This is a genomic window from Sphingopyxis lindanitolerans (assembly GCF_002993885.1).
GTDB lineage: Bacteria > Pseudomonadota > Alphaproteobacteria > Sphingomonadales > Sphingomonadaceae > Sphingopyxis > Sphingopyxis lindanitolerans.
In genome coordinates this window covers 1-15,522 of record NZ_PHFW01000004.1, presented here as the reverse complement: position 1 = coordinate 15,522, position 15,522 = coordinate 1, and the positions used below count along the sequence as shown (strand labels likewise).

Below are 15,522 nucleotides of genomic sequence, written 5' to 3'. Positions count from 1 at the left end.
GGAGCCTCCCATGCCATTTTTTGTCGCCACCATCGAGAACAAGCCTGGGACCGAGCAGGCGCGGGCAAGCGCCCAGGAAGCGCATCGTCAATATCTTCGCGCACAGGCCCACCGCATCCTTATCGGCGGCGCCGTGCTTGACGAGGCGGAGACAGCGCCGCGCGGCTCGGTCTATGTCTTCGAGGCCGAGACTGCGCGCGAGGCGCAGCGCTTCACCGACGAAGATCCGTTGACGATCGCCGGGACGCGCAGCGCCATCACGATCCGTCCGTGGCGGCAGGCGGTGTTCAATCGCGACTATGTTCTCGGAACGCCCGAAGCTGGAGCGCCCTTCCCCGACCCCAACCAAGGCTGAGACGTCTTTTTGAAGGCCGCTACTTTGATAAGAGATACGGTATTTCAAGCACTATCAGGAAGAAATAATGGTGTTTTCAGTAACCGTAAGCCCTCGTGAATGCATGTTAGAGAAAAGAGCGCTTGTTGCGCGATTGCGGCAGCATGTTGACAAGCAAACTCGTGAAAGTCTGAATGAGCGCTTCGGTATAAGTTACAATACATGGCGACGGTTGATGAGTGGTGAGCCGGTAAGGCAGTCCGTCATATTGCGTCTGGAAAAGCGCCTCGATCTTCTGGATCAGCAATTGCACACATCAAATGATTGCTAATGTACTCAAGTACAAGGCAAAACGAGCTAGATTATTGGACTCTATTTCATCATGTTGTGCACAACATCTAGGAATGCCACTGTTGCTGGCCTCAGGGTTTCCTTTGAGTACATTATATTAATTGGAATGGTTGTATCCGGCCCTGTGATGTGCCGAAAGCAAATATGTGGCCAGTTTAGACTCGCGATCGATTCTGGGACAATGGAAGCGGCAATTCCGCTCGCCACCAGGCCCATCGCAGACGTGACATCATCTGTCACCTGAATCACATGCGGAGTGATTCCAGCATTCCCAAGGAAATGTAGCACTTCATCCGCGAAATTAGGCCGGCCGCCTTGCGGGAATAGCACCAGCGGCTTTGTAGCGATTTCGTGAGGGTCAATATCGCCGTTCTTGTCGTCGACCGACAATGTGGGAAAGGCCGCCACAAGCCGTTCCGTACCGACGGTCTCGACCTCCATATCGACCTCAATTGGATAGTAGCGCGCAAACCCTACGTCCAAGCGGTGCGCGCGTAAGGCTTCGATCTGCTCAGCCTTTCCGATGGTGTGAAGCACAATCTCCACATCGGGCACTTCTGTTCGAAAGCGGCGCAGGACCTGAGGAAGATATCCGTAGATGCTCGACCCGAAGAAGCCAATCTGAAGCGGGCCACGCTCGCCCCGGCCCGCCGCGCTGCTCCGGTCAATCATACGCTGTACTTGTGTCAACGTCTTTCGCGCTTCGGCCAAAAATTCTACGCCTGCTGGCGTGAGCGACACCCCTTTTGTGCTTCGCGTGAAAAGCGCGTGGCCCACTTCGGTCTCCAGGGTCTGGATTGCGCGTGTCAGCGGAGGTTGCGAGACATTCAGTATTCGCGCCGCGGCGGTGACGTTCTGCTCCTCGGCGACTGCGACAAAATAGCGCAGTTGATACAGCTCCATCACCCTCTCCCCGCGATGCGATAAACGTATGGCCTACCTCATCTAATAGTATTTTCACGCATTGCTAGCCGCATTTAAGGTCCAAGATCATCCGTGGACCCGTGCCTATTGGGCGCGTGGTTCACAGCGATCAAAATATAAGCCGACGACAGTCGCAGGCGGAACAGATGGATGTTCTCGAAAAAGGGGAGTGAGAAATGAACAGCAATGCTATCAAACGCCGATCAGACATTAGCCGCCTGTCGAAGACAAACTACAACTCATCTTCCGCACTGGGTTTTGTTCTAATCGCGGTCGGTTGCGCCGTTTCCCAGCCGGCTCTTGCTCAGGCGGAATCCGATACAGCCGCCGAGCCCGAGATCGCGAGCCCGCAAAATTCGGTCGGCGACGGGTCCGGCGATATTGTGGTGACTGCGAACAAACGCGAGCAGTCGCTCAGAGATGTGGGCATGTCGATCAGTGCGATCGGCGGCGACGATCTCCGCGCCCAGGGCATCACCGACGTCAAGGATCTCGTGCGCGTCGTCCCGGGCTCACCTTCGCCGTCAGCCAGAAGGGCGCGCCGGTCTATACGATCCGCGGCGTCGGCTATTATGAGGAATCTCTAGCAGCCTCGCCCGCCGTGAGCGTCTATGTCGATCAGATAGGCTATTCCTTCCCGATCGAGGCCAAGGCCGCCGGACTCGATCTGGAACGCGTCGAGGTGCTCAAGGGACCGCAGGGCACGCTGTTCGGGCAAAGTTCCACCGGCGGCGCGATCAACTATATCGCGGCGCGGCCGACCCATGATTTCGAGGCCGGCTTCACAAGCAGCCTCGAACGGTTCGGCCGCTTCCAGTTCGAGGGCTATGCGAGCGGACCGATCACCGACACCTTGCGGACGCGCGTCGCGGTCGCCACCGAGCAGTTCGGTGCCTGGCAGAAAAGCCACACGCGCAATGACGAGATCGGCGATGCCGACGTGTTCAAGGGACGCTGGCTCACCGATTGGACCCCCAACGACCGGCTAACCGTCCAGCTCAACATTAATGGTTGGAGCGATCGCAGCGATCCCAACGAAGCGGCGCTCCTCGCGGTAACGCCACAGACGCCGAGCCGCATCTTTCCGATCGAGTTGACCCAGCCGATCGCGCCGAACAAGCCGGGCGTTGCCGACTGGAGTCCGGACTTCCCGCAACAGACCAGGCAGGATTTCTGGCAGGCCGCGCTGCACGTCGACTATGATCTCACCGATGATATCACGCTAACCTCGCTGTCATCCTACCAGAACTTTCGTCAGCACGATGCGCGCGACACCGACGGCAGCACATTATCGGTCTTCCATGTTCGGGTCGACGGCTCGATCGATTCCTATTCGCAGGAGCTTCGGCTCGCCGGCCGGGCCTTCGATCGACGCCTGAACTGGATGATCGGCGGCTTCTATTCGCATGATCGCGTGAACGAGGTCGATACCTCGCGGTTCGATACCAACAGCAGCAATCCCGTCTTTGCCGCCTTCGGCGTTGGCAATCTAACGGGCATTGGCGCCAAGAGCCTCCAGCACACCGAGACCAAGGCGGTGTTCGGGAACATCGACTTCGACGTGACCGATCAGATCACGTTGCATGGCGGCGCGCGCTACACGAAAACCGACATCGACTTTACCGGCTGCACTTTTGGCTTGGATACGACGTGGCCGCGAGGCATCAACATCTTGCAAAGCCGGCTTTTCCCGACCGGGCCTCGTTTTCCCGTGGAACCGCTCGCGTGTGCGTTCGTCGGCGCGCCCGATGTGACGGGCCTGGTTCGTCAGGATTTGAAGGAGGATAATGTCTCCTGGCGTGCCGGCGTCGATTTCAAGCCTGTGCCAGGGACGTTGCTCTACGGCACCGTGAGCAAGGGCTACAAGCCCGGCAGCTTCGGCACCATCAACGCCTCCGCGGTCAGCCAGCTCGCGCCGGTCGTGCAGGAGTCGGTGTTGGCCTACGAACTCGGCTTCAAGACCGACCTGGGCCTTCGCGCCATCGATCTCACCGGCGCCGTCTTCTACTATGATTACACGAACAAGCAGATCCGCGGCCGCATCCTCGATCCCAACGGCGTGCTCGGCGCCATCGAAGCGCTGGTCAACGTGCCGAAGTCGCGAGTGAAAGGCGCCGAACTCAACCTTACCATCCGTCCGGTCGATGGGCTGACGCTCAATGGGGGCGCAGTCTATCTCGACACGAAGGTTTCGCGGGATTTCAACAACTACGATCCCTTTGGCGCGCCTGTGAATTATAAGGGCGACCCGTTCCCCTTCACACCGAAATGGACGTTGCGAGGCTCGGCCAACTACAGCTTTCCCATCGCCGAGGGCCTCGACGCCAATCTGGGCGGGGACGTTAGCTACCAGTCGAAATCATACAGCGCGTTCGGGCTGAATCCGGCGGTGGAGATCTACCCCGACAGCCTGTTCAACATCAAATCCTACGCCCTCGTGAACCTTCAGGCGGGCGTTTCGTCGGCAGACGGGAAATGGCAGGTGTCAATCTACGGAAAGAATGTCTTCAACAAATTCTACTGGACGGACGTGTTCCGCCAGATCGACAATACTTCGAGGCATATCGCGCCACCGGCAACCTATGGCGTTCGCGTGCAGTTCAAGTTCGGGGCGTAATCCAGAACGCGCGGTGCGTTTTCATTACCTCCGAATAGACGACGCACCGCCGCGCCTTCTTCGGCCGTCGACGCGATAGCCACATCAAACCAACCTTTGGCAATAAGCGGGCGGCCCGCCCGTGGGAGAAATATACTGTGGCCGATATCATCATCCGCGATATCGAGACGATCATCGTCGATTTGCCGCTGAGGCGATTGCAACGCTTCTCGGCGCTCGCGGCCCAGCGCCAGAGCCTGGTCGTCATCCGCATCCGGTCGACCGATGGCGTCATGGGCGTCGGCGAAGCGTCCATCCCAAGCGGCCCCTGGTGGGGCGGAGAGTCGGTCGAGACCATCAAGTCGATCGTCGACACCTACCTCGCGCCGGTCGTGATCGGGCAGTGTGCGACCGATATGGCTGTCCTGCGCGCGCGTATGGACGAGGCGGCCTTCGGGAACAGCTTCGCAAAGGCGGGCCTCGAAATGGCACTGTGGGATCTGATCGGCCACACGCTGGAGCAGCCGGTCCATGCGCTGCTCGGCGGCAAGGTGCGCGACAGCCTCAAGGTCGCATGGCCGCTTGCAACCGGCGATCCGCGGCAGGAGATCGACGAGGCGCTCGCCAAGCTGGAGGCTGGCGAAGCATCGGCGTTCAAGCTGAAAATGGGCGCGGTCGAGTTGAAGAAGGATGTCGCTCGCGCGTGCGAAGTCACGCTGGCGCTCCGCGACCGGGCCGGAATCCGTGTCGACCCCAACGAGCGCTGGACGGAGGTAGACGCCTTATGGGCGATGCCGCGTCTTGCCGAGGTCGGTGTCGAGATGATCGAACAGCCGCTGCCACGCGAAGATCTCGATGGCCCCGTGCGTCTCCAGGCGCGCGCCGCGATGCCAATCATGCTCGACGAGAGCATCCGCACCCCCCATGATATGCTGGAGGCGGCGAAGAAGGGCGCCGGCGCGCTCATCTCGCTCAAGATCATGAAATCAGGTGGCATGGTCCCGTCGCGCGCGGTCGCGGACGTGGCGCTCGCGGCCGGGGCCGCGCTCTACATGGGCACCTTCCTCGAATCCTCGCTCGGCACGTCCGGCAATATGCAGTTCTGCGCCACGCTGCCGCGTCTCCCGCTCGGCGGCGAGCTGGTTGGGCCGATGCTTGTCGCCGACGACATCACCGAGGAACCCGTCCGCTACGTGGACGGAGCCCTGCAACTCCCGAAGGGTAATGGCATTGGCGCGAGGATCGACGAGGATAAGCTGAAATCCTATCGCCGCGATCGCGCGCATACCACCGTTACGGCCAGCACCGGCCAGGGCGGCGGCACCAAGCTCGCTATTGGGGGGGAGTGAGGGTTCGCCGTGGCCAACAAGATCTTCGCGGCGCCAGCCGACGCGCTCCGCGGCGTCCTCTTCGACGGAATGACGATCATGTCCGGCGGCTTCGGCCTGTCGGGCAATCCGGAAAGCCTCATCCCCGAAATCCGCAAGTCTGGAGTCAAGGGCCTGACGGTCATTTCGAACAATGCCGGTGCCGACGGCTTCGGCCTGTGGATGCTGCTCGAAAGCCGCCAGATCAGGAAAATGATCTCCTCTTATGTGGGCGAGAACAAACTGTTCGAGCAGCAATATCTGTCGGGGGAGCTGGAGCTGGAGCTTAACCCCCAGGGCACACTGGCCGAGCGTATCCGCGCCGGCGGCGCGGGCATTCCTGCTTTCTATACCAGGACCGGCGTCGGGACGATCGTGGCCGAAGGCAAGCCCACCGAGATCTTCGAGGGCGAGGAATATGTGCGCGAGACGTGGCTGCGCGCCGACCTCGCCATCGTCAAGGCGTGGAGGGCCGATCCGGCTGGCAATCTGATGTTCCGCAAAACCGCGCGCAACTTCAATCCCAATATGGCGACCGCCGGCACGGTGACGGTCGCCGAGGTGGAAGAGATCGTGGAAGCGGGCGCGCTCGATCCAGACTGCATCCACACGCCGGGCATCTATGTCGACCGCATCGTGAAGAGCACGATCAACGAGAAGCGGATCGAGAAGCTCACCACACGCGCAAGGGAGGCCGCATAATGGTCTGGACCCGCGACGAAATGGCGGCTCGCGCCGCCGGTGAGCTTCAAGACGGCTTCTACGTCAATCTTGGCATCGGCATCCCGACGCTGGTGGCGAACTACATTCCCAAAGGGCTGGACGTGACGCTGCAATCGGAGAACGGGATGCTCGGCATGGGGCCGTTCCCCTATTTGGACGACGCGGACCCTGATCTCATCAACGCCGGCAAGCAGACGATCACCACCCTTCCGACGTCGAGTTTCTTTTCGTCGGCCGACAGCTTCGCGATGATCCGGGGCGGCCATATCGACATGGCCGTGCTCGGCGCGATGGAGGTAGCCGCCAACGGCGATCTCGCCAACTGGACCATCCCCGGGAAGATGGTGAAGGGTATGGGCGGCGCGATGGACCTCGTTGCGGGTGTCAAGCGCGTGGTCGTGGTCATGGATCACACCAGCAGGATGGGCGCGCCGAAGATTCTGGAACGCTGCACTCTGCCGCTCACCGGCAGGCAGGTTGTCGACCTGATTATCACCGATCTCGCCGTGATCGCCTGCGACAAGAAGGCCGGCGGACTCAGTCTTATCGAGCTGGCGCCCGGGGTCGGCGTGGACGACGTGAAGGCCAGGACTGGCGCCGCGATCGATACCAGCACCTTCGAAAAGGCGATTGCCTGATGGCGGATGCATTCCTCTGCGACGCGGTTCGCACGCCGATCGGCCGCTTCGGCGGCACGCTCGCTACGGTCCGCGCCGACGATCTCGCGGCGATCCCGATCAGGGCGCTGGCCGAACGCAATCCCCTTGTGGACTGGCAGGCGGTGGACGACGTGATCCTGGGCTGCGCCAACCAGGCGGGCGAGGACAACCGTAACGTCGCGCGTATGGCGACGCTACTTGCCGGCCTGCCCAAGGAGTTGCCCGGTTCGACGGTGAATCGGCTCTGCGGATCGGGACTTGACGCGGTGGGCCTGGCGGCGCGCGCGATCCGCTCGGGTGACGCCCAGCTTATGATCGCAGGCGGCGTCGAGAGCATGAGTCGCGCCCCCTACGTCATGGGCAAGGCGGACACCGCCTTCTCGCGCGGACAGAAAATCGAGGACACCACGATCGGCTGGCGCTTCGTCAATCCGGCGATGAAAGCCGCTTACGGCGTGGATTCCATGCCTGAGACGGGCGAGAATGTCGCACAGGAATGGAACGTCAGCCGCGAGGATCAGGATGCCTTCGCGCTTCGCAGCCAACAGAAAACCGCCGCTGCGCAGGAAAACGGCCGGCTCGCCGCGGAGATCGTGCCCGTCTCCATCCCGCAGAAGAAGGGCGACGCGATCGTCTTTTCCAGGGACGAGCATCCGCGCCCGGAGACGACGTTCGAGGCGCTGGCAAAGCTCAAGCCCGTGGTCCGGCCCGACGGAACGGTGACAGCGGGCAACGCCTCGGGCGTCAACGATGGCGCCGCGGCAATGCTGATCGCGTCCGAAGCGGCCGCCAAGGCCAACGGCCTCACGCCCCGCGCGCGTATCGTGGGAATGGCGGCTGCGGGCGTGGCGCCGCGCGTGATGGGCATCGGCCCGGTGCCGGCCGCGCGCAAGTTGCTGGCACTGGGCGGCATCGACATCGACAAAGTCGATGTGATCGAGTTGAACGAGGCCTTTGCCAGCCAGGCGATCGCCGTGCTTCGCGATCTCGACGTTCAGCCCGACGATGAGCGCGTCAACCGCAATGGCGGCGCGATCGCGCTCGGCCATCCGCTCGGCATGTCGGGCGCTCGCATCGCAATGACGGCGGCTGAGGAACTGCATCGCACCGGCGGTCGCTATGCCCTTGTGTTTATGTGCGTCGGCGTGGGGCAAGGAATCGGTGCGCTGCTTGAACGCATATGATCAGGACACGTCGGTTCTGTCCGACGAGTCGGCGCAGGTCGCCGACGTAGAGAGCGGCTCGGCGCCGAACGGTGTGCTCGTGGCCGGAGACTCGGAAGAACGATCCAGACGATCCGTCCCACCACCGATCACGGCGGCGATCGCGGGCGGCAGTGCCATGGGCGCCGTCGTCGGCCTGCTCGTGGCGATCTCGCAGGCGTTCTCGTCCGCGTTAGTGATCACGGCTCTCGCCTCGAGCACTGCGACGGTAATTGGAACGTCAGGAACGCCGCCAACCCGGCCCAGCGCGATCCTGTACGGCCATATTTCTTCGGCGCTGTGCGGACTCGCGATCGCGGCCATGATGGCACCTGGTCCGCTCGCTTATGGAGTTGCTGTCGGCTTGGCGAGCGGCGTAATGCTGGTCACACGGCGTCTTCATCCTCCCGCTGCGGCCAATGCGATCATCTCATTCATCTATCGCGATACGATGATCGCCTATCTGTTCGCCGTCATCGCGATCGCCTTCTCCCTTGCGCTTCTTTCGGTAATATTGCGTGCTCGCGTCAGCATGCAACGCCCAGTTGACGAATGAGCCCCCCATTTTGCCGCTCAAGCGCCCTCGCGCGACGCAGCCAGATCGCGGGCTCGGCGGATGATGCGATTAAGCGGTTCGTTCCCAATGCTCGATTAGCGAGAGCTGCGACGGCATCGGCGTCAGATCGTTCACGTAGCTACCGATGGTTTCCAAGGCGATACCGAGATTGATGCCCCTGTTCCTGTGAGCGATCGCCTCAAGGAAAGCATAGTGCTCGCTGGGGATATGAAGCGCGACTTGCTTGAGCTTGTCGTGGTCGGTCGGCGGAGGCGGTGCCACCAGTTCGTCGGCGGAGTAGATCGCCATCGCCTTGCGGATCATCGCGGAAACCACACTGTCCAGGCCGCGCATATTATGGAGGAGTTTGAGATGACTTAGACGCCGACCGAAGCTGACCGGGATCTGTAGCTTGCACTGCACGAAGTCGGCGGTAGCCAATGCTAGCCGTTTGCGCCGCATACAGGCAGCGGGTGTGATAGGAATCCGGTTCGATCGTGTGCGACGCGCCATGTTCATTGCGATATGGCGACTCGCTGTTCTTGTCAAAGAGGTGACTATAAAAGGTAGTTAATCAGATATTGTCGCGTTGGCCGCACAGGGCGTTATACCTCCGGACTCTGGAAGGATTGGACGCTTGCGAACGACGGACGGGACGACCCTATGGCTCGATATTTGAGGCTGGATGAGGCAGCGTCAGAGCTAGCGAAACTGTTGGCAGAAAATTGCAAGCGTCGCCGTGCCGATCTGGCCATCTCACAGGCCGAACTTGCGGAGCGGACCGGCATCGCAGCCTCGCATATCTCGCTTATCGAACAAGCCAAGGCCAACCCGACTCTGGAGGTTCTGGAGGAGATGGCCAAGGGGTTGCAAACCACCGTCGTTGATCTGTTGGCCGGTCACACAAACCCCTAAAATTGAGCAATCTTCGCTGGCTCTGTTGCAAAGATTGGCGGCAGTCAGAGGTAGGCTGTCGCTCTGCGCCGATCAGGCGGCTGCTGCGAAATGGTGGTTGAGCATGCCCATGGCCTCCGTCAGCGCCGAGGGCCCAATGCCAAAAGCTCTCTCCACAAGGCGCACCTCGCCCCTGATGCCGGGCTGCAGGCACCAGGGGCGAGCCTGTCCTTTGCGCAGGGCTCGCATGACTGTCAATCGGCGTGCAAACGGGACCCCCGATCGGCGCGCAAAAGGGACCCCCTCTCAACGATGGCAGGACGGTCGAGGAACGCGCCTTGCGCTGCGCGCGGCGTAGGGAGGGCGGAGCCCGACCGGAGGCGCGCGCAGCGCAAAGCATCTTAATCGCGGCGTGCGGCGGGGATCAGTTTCGGTTTTTGAAGCGCCAGCTGTCATTGCCGGTCTCGATGATGTCGCAATGGTGGGTGACGCGATCGAGGAGAGCGGTGGTCATCTTGGGGTCGCCGAACACCGTCGGCCATTCCCCGAACGCCAGGTTGGTCGTGATGATGACGCTGGTTTGCTCGTAAAGTTTGCTGACCAGATGGAACAGCAACTGCCCGCCTGAACGGGCGAAGGGAAGATAGCCAAGCTCATCGAGCACGACGAGGTCGAGGCGAGAGAGCTGGGCGGCAAGCGCGCCGCTTTTGCCGATCCGGGCTTCCTCTTCGAGGCGGGTCACCAGATCCACGGTGTTGAAGTAACGCCCCCGCGCTCCAGCGCGGACGACATTGGCGGTGATGGCGATGGCCAGATGGGTCTTGCCGGTGCCGGTGCCACCGACCAGGACGACATTGCGCCGTGCGGGCAGGAACGCCCCGCCGTGCAGCGAACGGACCAGCCCCTCGTTGATCGGCGTCCCCTCGAAGAGGAAAGCATCAATGTCCTTCACCACCGGCAGCTTGGCGGCCGCCATCCGGTATCGGATCGAGGCGGCGTGGCGGTGCGTTGCCTCCGCACGCAGCAGATCGGTCAGTATCTCCATCGTCGTGCGCTGGCGCTGAAGCCCTGTGGTGACGGCCTCATCGAACGCGCCGGCCATCCCTTTGAGTCCGAGCCCACGCATCGCGTCGATCATGTCATGCCGCTGCATGGAAGTTCCTCAGTTGGTCGTAACGGGCACAGTCGGCGATCGGCGGATGCCGCAGGGCATTGTCCTCCGACGTGACGATCGTCAGCGGTCGCGGCGGTTCGCGGCGCCGTGCCAGGATATTGAGGATCAAGTCGTCGCTCGCCGTGCCGGTTGCCAGTGCCTCCCGCACGGCGGCTTCGACGAGTTCCAGGCCATCGGTCAGCACGGCCGCCAGCACGCGCACGAACCGCCGGTCGGCATCATCGCCGTTGCCCAGCTTGCGTCGCAACCGGGCGAGCGCCGGCGGCAGTTCCCAGTCCTGGAAGGGTGCGCCGTTGCGTAAAGCGCCGGGCTTGCGGGCCAGCACCGGCAGATAGTGCCAGGGATCATAGATGGTGCGGTTCCGCCCGAAGAAGCGGGGATGCTCAGCGACGACCTCATCGCCGCATCGCACGACAATGCGGTCGGCATAGGCCCGAACCTGCACCGTGCGCCGCGCCACCGTCGAGAGGACCGAGTAACGGTTGCGATCGTAGCTGATCAGGCAGGTGCCCGACACGCCGTGCTCGCTCTCGTTGAAGCCGTCGAACGGCCCAAGCATCGACTGTAATGCAGGACGTTCCATCTCCAGCATCTGCGCCACGGTCTGGTCGCCCTGCTCAGGATGGGCCTGCCGTTCGGCCCAGCGTCGGCACTCAGCTTCCAGCCAGCCATTGAGCTCCTCGAGGCTGGCGAACCGCAGACGGGGCTGGAAGAAACGCCCTCGGATCGTCTGCACCTGGTTCTCGACCTGACCCTTCTCCCATCCCGCCGCCGGCGAGCAGGCCGTGGGCTCGACCATATAATGGTCGGCCATGATCAGGAACCGCCGGTTGAACACCCGGTCCTTGCCGGTGAACACGCTCGTCACCGCCGTCTTCATATTATCGTAGATGCCGCGCCGGGGCACGCCGCCGAAGAAGGCAAAGCCGCGCGCATGCGCGTCGAACAGCATCTCCTGCGTCTCGCGTGGATAGGCCCGGACATACACAGCCCGCGATGCGCACAGCCGCATGTGCGCGACCTTTACCCGCATCGGCTTGCCGGCGATCTCGACATCCTCGTGGCTCCAGTCGAACTGGTAGGCCTCGCCGGGCTGGAACAGCATCGGAATAAAGGCAGTCGTCCCGTCTCCGACATCCCTGCGCCGCTCGATCTTCCACCGTGCCGCATAGCGGCGCACGGCATCGTAAGAGCCCTCGAAACCCTCACGCACCAGAAGGTCGTGGATACGGGTCATCCGAAGCCGGTCACGTCGGCCCCGTAACTCGTTCTCTTCCAGCAGCACATCCAGCCGATCCTGAAACGGACCGATCCGCGGCAGCGGCTGAACCTTGCGTCGATAATCAAATGCGCCTTCCGGCGCCCGGATCGCCTTGCGGATTACCTTCCGCGACACATGCAGATCACGTGCGATCGCCTTGATCGCCTTCCCGCCGGCATACTCACGCCGGATACGAACCACTGTCTCCAAAACCAACATCCCGATCTCGCCGCATGAACTTCCACGCGGCTGTGTAAGCTATCGAAATGAGGGGTCCCTTTTAGACGCCGATCACCCCGCTAACGGGGTCCTTTTTGCACGCCGATTCACAGTTCAGGCTCTCGTGATAGCGCTGGTTGTTGTAGTGCTCGACGAAGGCCTCGATCTGAGCCTCGAGGTCGCCGGGCAGGAAGTAGTTTTCCAGCAGGATGCGGTTCTTGAGGGTCTGGTGCCAGCGTTCGATCTTGCCCTGGGTCTGCGGGTGTAGCGGGGCACCGCGCACGTGGCTCATCTTCCGGGCCTCGATGTATTCCGCCAGCTCGCTGGCAATGTAGCTGGGGCCATTATCCGATAGCAGTCTGGGCTTGTGCAGCACCGTGGCGCTGTCGCAGCCCGATGCGGCCAGTGCCATGTCCAGCGTGTCGGTGACGTCCTCGGCGCGCATGTTGGTGCAAAGCTTCCAGGCGATGATGTAGCGCGAGAAGTCGTCGAGCACGGTCGATAGGTACATCCAGCCCCACCCGATAATCTTGAAGTAGGTGAAGTCGGTCTGCCACATCTCGTTCACCCGCGTGGTCTTGGTGTGGAACTGATCGGCGGCCTTGATCACCATATAGGCTGGGCTGGTGATCAGGTCATGGGCCTTCAGCAGGCGGTAAACCGTGGCTTCCGACACGAAGTAGCGCTTCTCGTCCGTGAACCGCACCGCCAGTTCCCGGGGGCTCAGCTCGGACTGCTCCAGCGCCAGTTCGATGATCTGATCATGGATGTCAGGCGGGATCCGGTTCCACACCCGGCTCGGTGCCGATGGCCGATCCTCCAGTGCCTCCGGCCCGCCTTCTAGGAACCGGTCGTACCAGCGGTAGAACGTCCGACGGGCGATGCCGAGCTGATCCAGCGTCTGCTTGGCAGGCAGGTGCGACTGCTCGACGATCCTGATGATCTCGAGCTTCTCCGATGCGGGATACCTCATTCTTCGTCGCCCCCATCCGCGATCATGCTTTTTTTGAGCAGTCGGTTTTCGAGCGTCAGGTCAGCCACGCATTCCTTCAGGGCGCGCGCTTCGCGGCGCAGATCCTGCACCTCGCCGCTGGTCGCGGCACGAGCCGTGTCACCCGCCAACCGACGCTTGCCGGCCTCCATGAACTCCTTCGACCAGGTGTAGTACAGGCTCTGGGCGATGCCTTCCTTGCGGCACAGCTCGGCAATGCTGTCTTCACCGCGCAGCCCATCCAGCACGATGCGGATCTTGTCCTCGGCCGAGAAGTGCCGACGGGTTGCCCGCCGGATGTCCTTCACCACCCGCTCAGCAGGGGGCTTGGCTGGCGATTTTTTCAAGGAGTGTTGGGGCTTCATCTTCGTTCCTTCGTCACTACGACGAAGCCCCAACACTCCTTAATTCACAACCTCAAATCTGTGCCATTGGTGCTGACGGCGGACAAGGCGAAATTAGTTGGCCATCGCAGGCGCCATCCGGCGTGCGATATCCCAGGCATAGCCGACCAGTTCGCGCGCGATCGCGGTCGTCACCTTCGGTTGCGGCTTACCTGTCGCCGACAATCGACGGAAACGCTGACACAGTCGCACCTGGGCTTTCCAGCCGATAGCTTGAACCTCCTCCGGCAGATCGGCGACGCGTTCCCGGTAGCGCCGCTCCTCGCGCGCCGGCAGCCGGTACGACCAGCCTGCCTCGATGAGCGTGGTGCGTGCCTGCGCATTCCCAGCACGGGTGATGCGACCGCGATGGGTACGCGCGCCACTGGAGTGCTCGGAGGGCACGAGGCCGACATATGCCATCAGCTGCTTGGGATTATCAAAGCGGGTAAGGTCGCCGACCTCGGCCACCAGCGTGGCAGCGCTGACCAGTTTGATGCCGCGCAAGGCCTGAAGTCCGCGCACCAATGGGGCGAAATGCCACGACGCTACCGCCTCGCCGAGCGCGGACTCGAGACGGACGACGCGGGCCTGCGCTTCCAGCACCCGCTTCTGAAGCTCCTCAAACGCCAGTTGTTGATGCGGATAATCAAAGCGCTGTTCCGATAGCCAGCGCCAATACATTTTCGTCCATGCAGACCGTCCTTCAAAACGACGATCATGCCGAAGGAGGAAGCTACGGACAGTCTGTTTGGCTGCAGTCGCATCTTCCTGGGCACTGCGTCGCGCGCGGATTAGATCGCGCACCGCCTCATGTGCCTCATCCGGCACCCAGATCGCCGTCAGTTCCCCCGCCCGCAACAGGCGCGCCAACGTCATCGCGTCTCGCCGGTCCGTCTTCACATGGTCGCCGGGCCGTCTCGGCATCATCGACGGTGCGATCACGATACACGGCTGCCCGAGCTTGATCAGCAACCGTTGCAACCCGTAGCCGCAAGGCCCTGCCTCGTAGCAGAAGCTCAGCGTCGCGCCTGGTGTTGCCAGTCGTTTGACCAGCTTCCTGACCTCATCGTCATCGTTGGCTACGGTACCGACGAAGCGGACCTCGCCTCCGGGCCCGCCTTCCGCAACCGCGACCGCGATGGTCGCCTTGTGCACATCCAGCCCGATATACTTCGCCACATTCGACATGACTCGCCTCCGTTGCTGACTACTCCACCGTCAACATCTCAGATTTGAGCCGCAAAGGCTTCCCGCAGTCATCGGGTCTAAGGTTTTGCCAGACCTTCGACGGCGCGCATGAGGCGGAGCGGCCTGAGCGCGGTGGACGGCGCATCGGGATCGGTCCAGAGGTAATCCCCGGTGAGGTTGATGTGCTGCCAGCCGAGCGGCGATAGGTGTTGGAGCAAGTCCGGCGGGACCGGTCGGCCAAGGTTGGCGAGATGCATCCGGGCGGCTTGCAAGTAGGTCGTGTTCCACAGGACTATGGCACCGGCGACGAGATTAAGCGCGCTCGCACGATGGCTCTGGGCTTGCAGCGCGTGATCGCGGATACGGCCGATGCGGTGGAAGAAAATGGCGCGTTTCAGTGCATTTTCTGCTTCTCCCTTATTGAGTTCGCGGGTGGCGCGGCGACGCTGTTCGGGCTGTTCGATCCAGTCGAGCGTGAACAGCGTGCGTTCGACGCGACCGATCTCGCGCAATGCCAGTGCCAAGCCGTTGGCGCGCGGGTAGGCGCCGAGCCGTTCGAGCATGATCGATGGGCTCTGTTGCAAAGATTGGCGGCAGTCAGAGGTAGGCTGTCGCTCTGCGCCGATCAGGCGGCTGCTGCGAAATGGTGGTTGAGCATGCCCATGGCCTCCGTCAGCGCCGAGGGCCCAATGCCAAA

Annotated in this window: 15 protein-coding genes and 2 pseudogenes; 8 read left to right on the top strand and 9 right to left on the bottom strand. The window is 62.1% G+C overall.

What is annotated here, in order from left to right; translation table 11 throughout:
• Positions 1–10 precede the first annotated feature (10 nt).
• Positions 11–355, top strand: coding sequence for a YciI family protein (locus tag CVO77_RS19740; protein WP_158258148.1), 345 nt, complete (start codon positions 11–13; stop codon positions 353–355).
• Positions 356–461: 106 nt separating this feature from the next.
• Here CVO77_RS19740 and CVO77_RS21370 read toward each other — a convergent pair whose 3' ends face one another.
• A complete protein-coding gene (locus CVO77_RS21370; RefSeq protein WP_158258147.1) occupies positions 462–647 on the bottom strand; it encodes a hypothetical protein in 186 nt (61 codons plus the stop codon).
• 59 nt (positions 648–706) lie between these two features.
• Positions 707–1,588 carry a LysR family transcriptional regulator gene (locus CVO77_RS19730; protein ID WP_106000979.1) on the bottom strand — a complete coding sequence of 294 codons (882 nt, stop codon included), beginning with the start codon at positions 1,586–1,588 and terminating at the stop codon, positions 707–709.
• A gap of 298 nt (positions 1,589–1,886) precedes the next feature.
• On the opposite strand from CVO77_RS19730, the gene CVO77_RS19725 reads away from it, so the two are divergent.
• From CVO77_RS19725 to CVO77_RS19700, 6 genes are all read left to right on the top strand, one after another.
• On the top strand, positions 1,887–4,226 hold the full coding sequence (locus tag CVO77_RS19725; protein WP_106000978.1) for a TonB-dependent receptor: 2,340 nt from the start codon (positions 1,887–1,889) through the stop codon (positions 4,224–4,226).
• Between the two features lie 83 nt (positions 4,227–4,309).
• Positions 4,310–5,554, top strand: a complete 1,245-nt coding sequence (locus CVO77_RS19720) for a muconate/chloromuconate family cycloisomerase (protein WP_106000977.1) — start codon at positions 4,310–4,312, stop codon at positions 5,552–5,554.
• 9 nt (positions 5,555–5,563) lie between these two features.
• Positions 5,564–6,274 carry a CoA transferase subunit A gene (locus tag CVO77_RS19715; RefSeq protein WP_106000976.1) on the top strand — a complete coding sequence of 237 codons (711 nt, stop codon included), beginning with the start codon at positions 5,564–5,566 and terminating at the stop codon, positions 6,272–6,274.
• Positions 6,274–6,933, top strand: coding sequence for a 3-oxoacid CoA-transferase subunit B (locus tag CVO77_RS19710; protein ID WP_106000975.1), 660 nt, complete (start codon positions 6,274–6,276; stop codon positions 6,931–6,933). Before CVO77_RS19715 ends, CVO77_RS19710 begins: the two co-directional genes overlap by 1 nt.
• Entirely contained in the window at positions 6,933–8,138 is a 1,206-nt protein-coding gene (gene pcaF / locus CVO77_RS19705) for a 3-oxoadipyl-CoA thiolase (RefSeq protein ID WP_106000974.1), read from the top strand. Before CVO77_RS19710 ends, pcaF begins: the two co-directional genes overlap by 1 nt.
• Positions 8,125–8,712: an HPP family protein gene (locus CVO77_RS19700; protein WP_158258145.1), complete on the top strand. Its 588-nt coding sequence runs from the start codon at positions 8,125–8,127 to the stop codon at positions 8,710–8,712. The genes pcaF and CVO77_RS19700 overlap by 14 nt, the downstream gene beginning before the upstream one ends.
• A gap of 69 nt (positions 8,713–8,781) precedes the next feature.
• On the opposite strand, the gene CVO77_RS19695 is transcribed toward CVO77_RS19700, so the two are convergent.
• A complete protein-coding gene (locus CVO77_RS19695; RefSeq protein ID WP_242446210.1) occupies positions 8,782–9,153 on the bottom strand; it encodes a hypothetical protein in 372 nt (123 codons plus the stop codon).
• A gap of 222 nt (positions 9,154–9,375) precedes the next feature.
• Here CVO77_RS19695 and CVO77_RS19690 point away from each other — a divergent pair, with 222 nt between their 5' ends.
• On the top strand, positions 9,376–9,627 hold the full coding sequence (locus CVO77_RS19690) for a helix-turn-helix domain-containing protein (protein WP_106000971.1): 252 nt from the start codon (positions 9,376–9,378) through the stop codon (positions 9,625–9,627).
• Positions 9,628–9,699: 72 nt separating this feature from the next.
• On the opposite strand, the pseudogene CVO77_RS19685 reads toward CVO77_RS19690, so the two are convergent.
• The 6 genes and pseudogenes from CVO77_RS19685 to CVO77_RS19660 all read right to left on the bottom strand — a co-directional run.
• A pseudogene (locus CVO77_RS19685) lies at positions 9,700–9,858 on the bottom strand (IS6 family transposase); the annotation flags it as partial.
• A gap of 172 nt (positions 9,859–10,030) precedes the next feature.
• Entirely contained in the window at positions 10,031–10,759 is a 729-nt protein-coding gene (gene istB / locus CVO77_RS19680; protein ID WP_106000970.1) for an IS21-like element helper ATPase IstB, read from the bottom strand.
• A complete protein-coding gene (gene istA / locus CVO77_RS19675) occupies positions 10,746–12,260 on the bottom strand; it encodes an IS21 family transposase (protein ID WP_106000969.1) in 1,515 nt (504 codons plus the stop codon). Before istA ends, istB begins: the two co-directional genes overlap by 14 nt.
• Positions 12,261–12,372: 112 nt before the next feature.
• Positions 12,373–13,616: pseudogene (locus CVO77_RS19670) on the bottom strand (IS3 family transposase); the annotation flags it as partial.
• Positions 13,617–13,709: 93 nt separating this feature from the next.
• Positions 13,710–14,825: an IS110 family RNA-guided transposase gene (locus tag CVO77_RS19665; protein WP_021224410.1), complete on the bottom strand. Its 1,116-nt coding sequence runs from the start codon at positions 14,823–14,825 to the stop codon at positions 13,710–13,712.
• Between the two features lie 77 nt (positions 14,826–14,902).
• On the bottom strand, positions 14,903–15,522 hold a 620-nt coding region (locus CVO77_RS19660; protein WP_242446209.1), incomplete at its 5' end, for a Tn3 family transposase.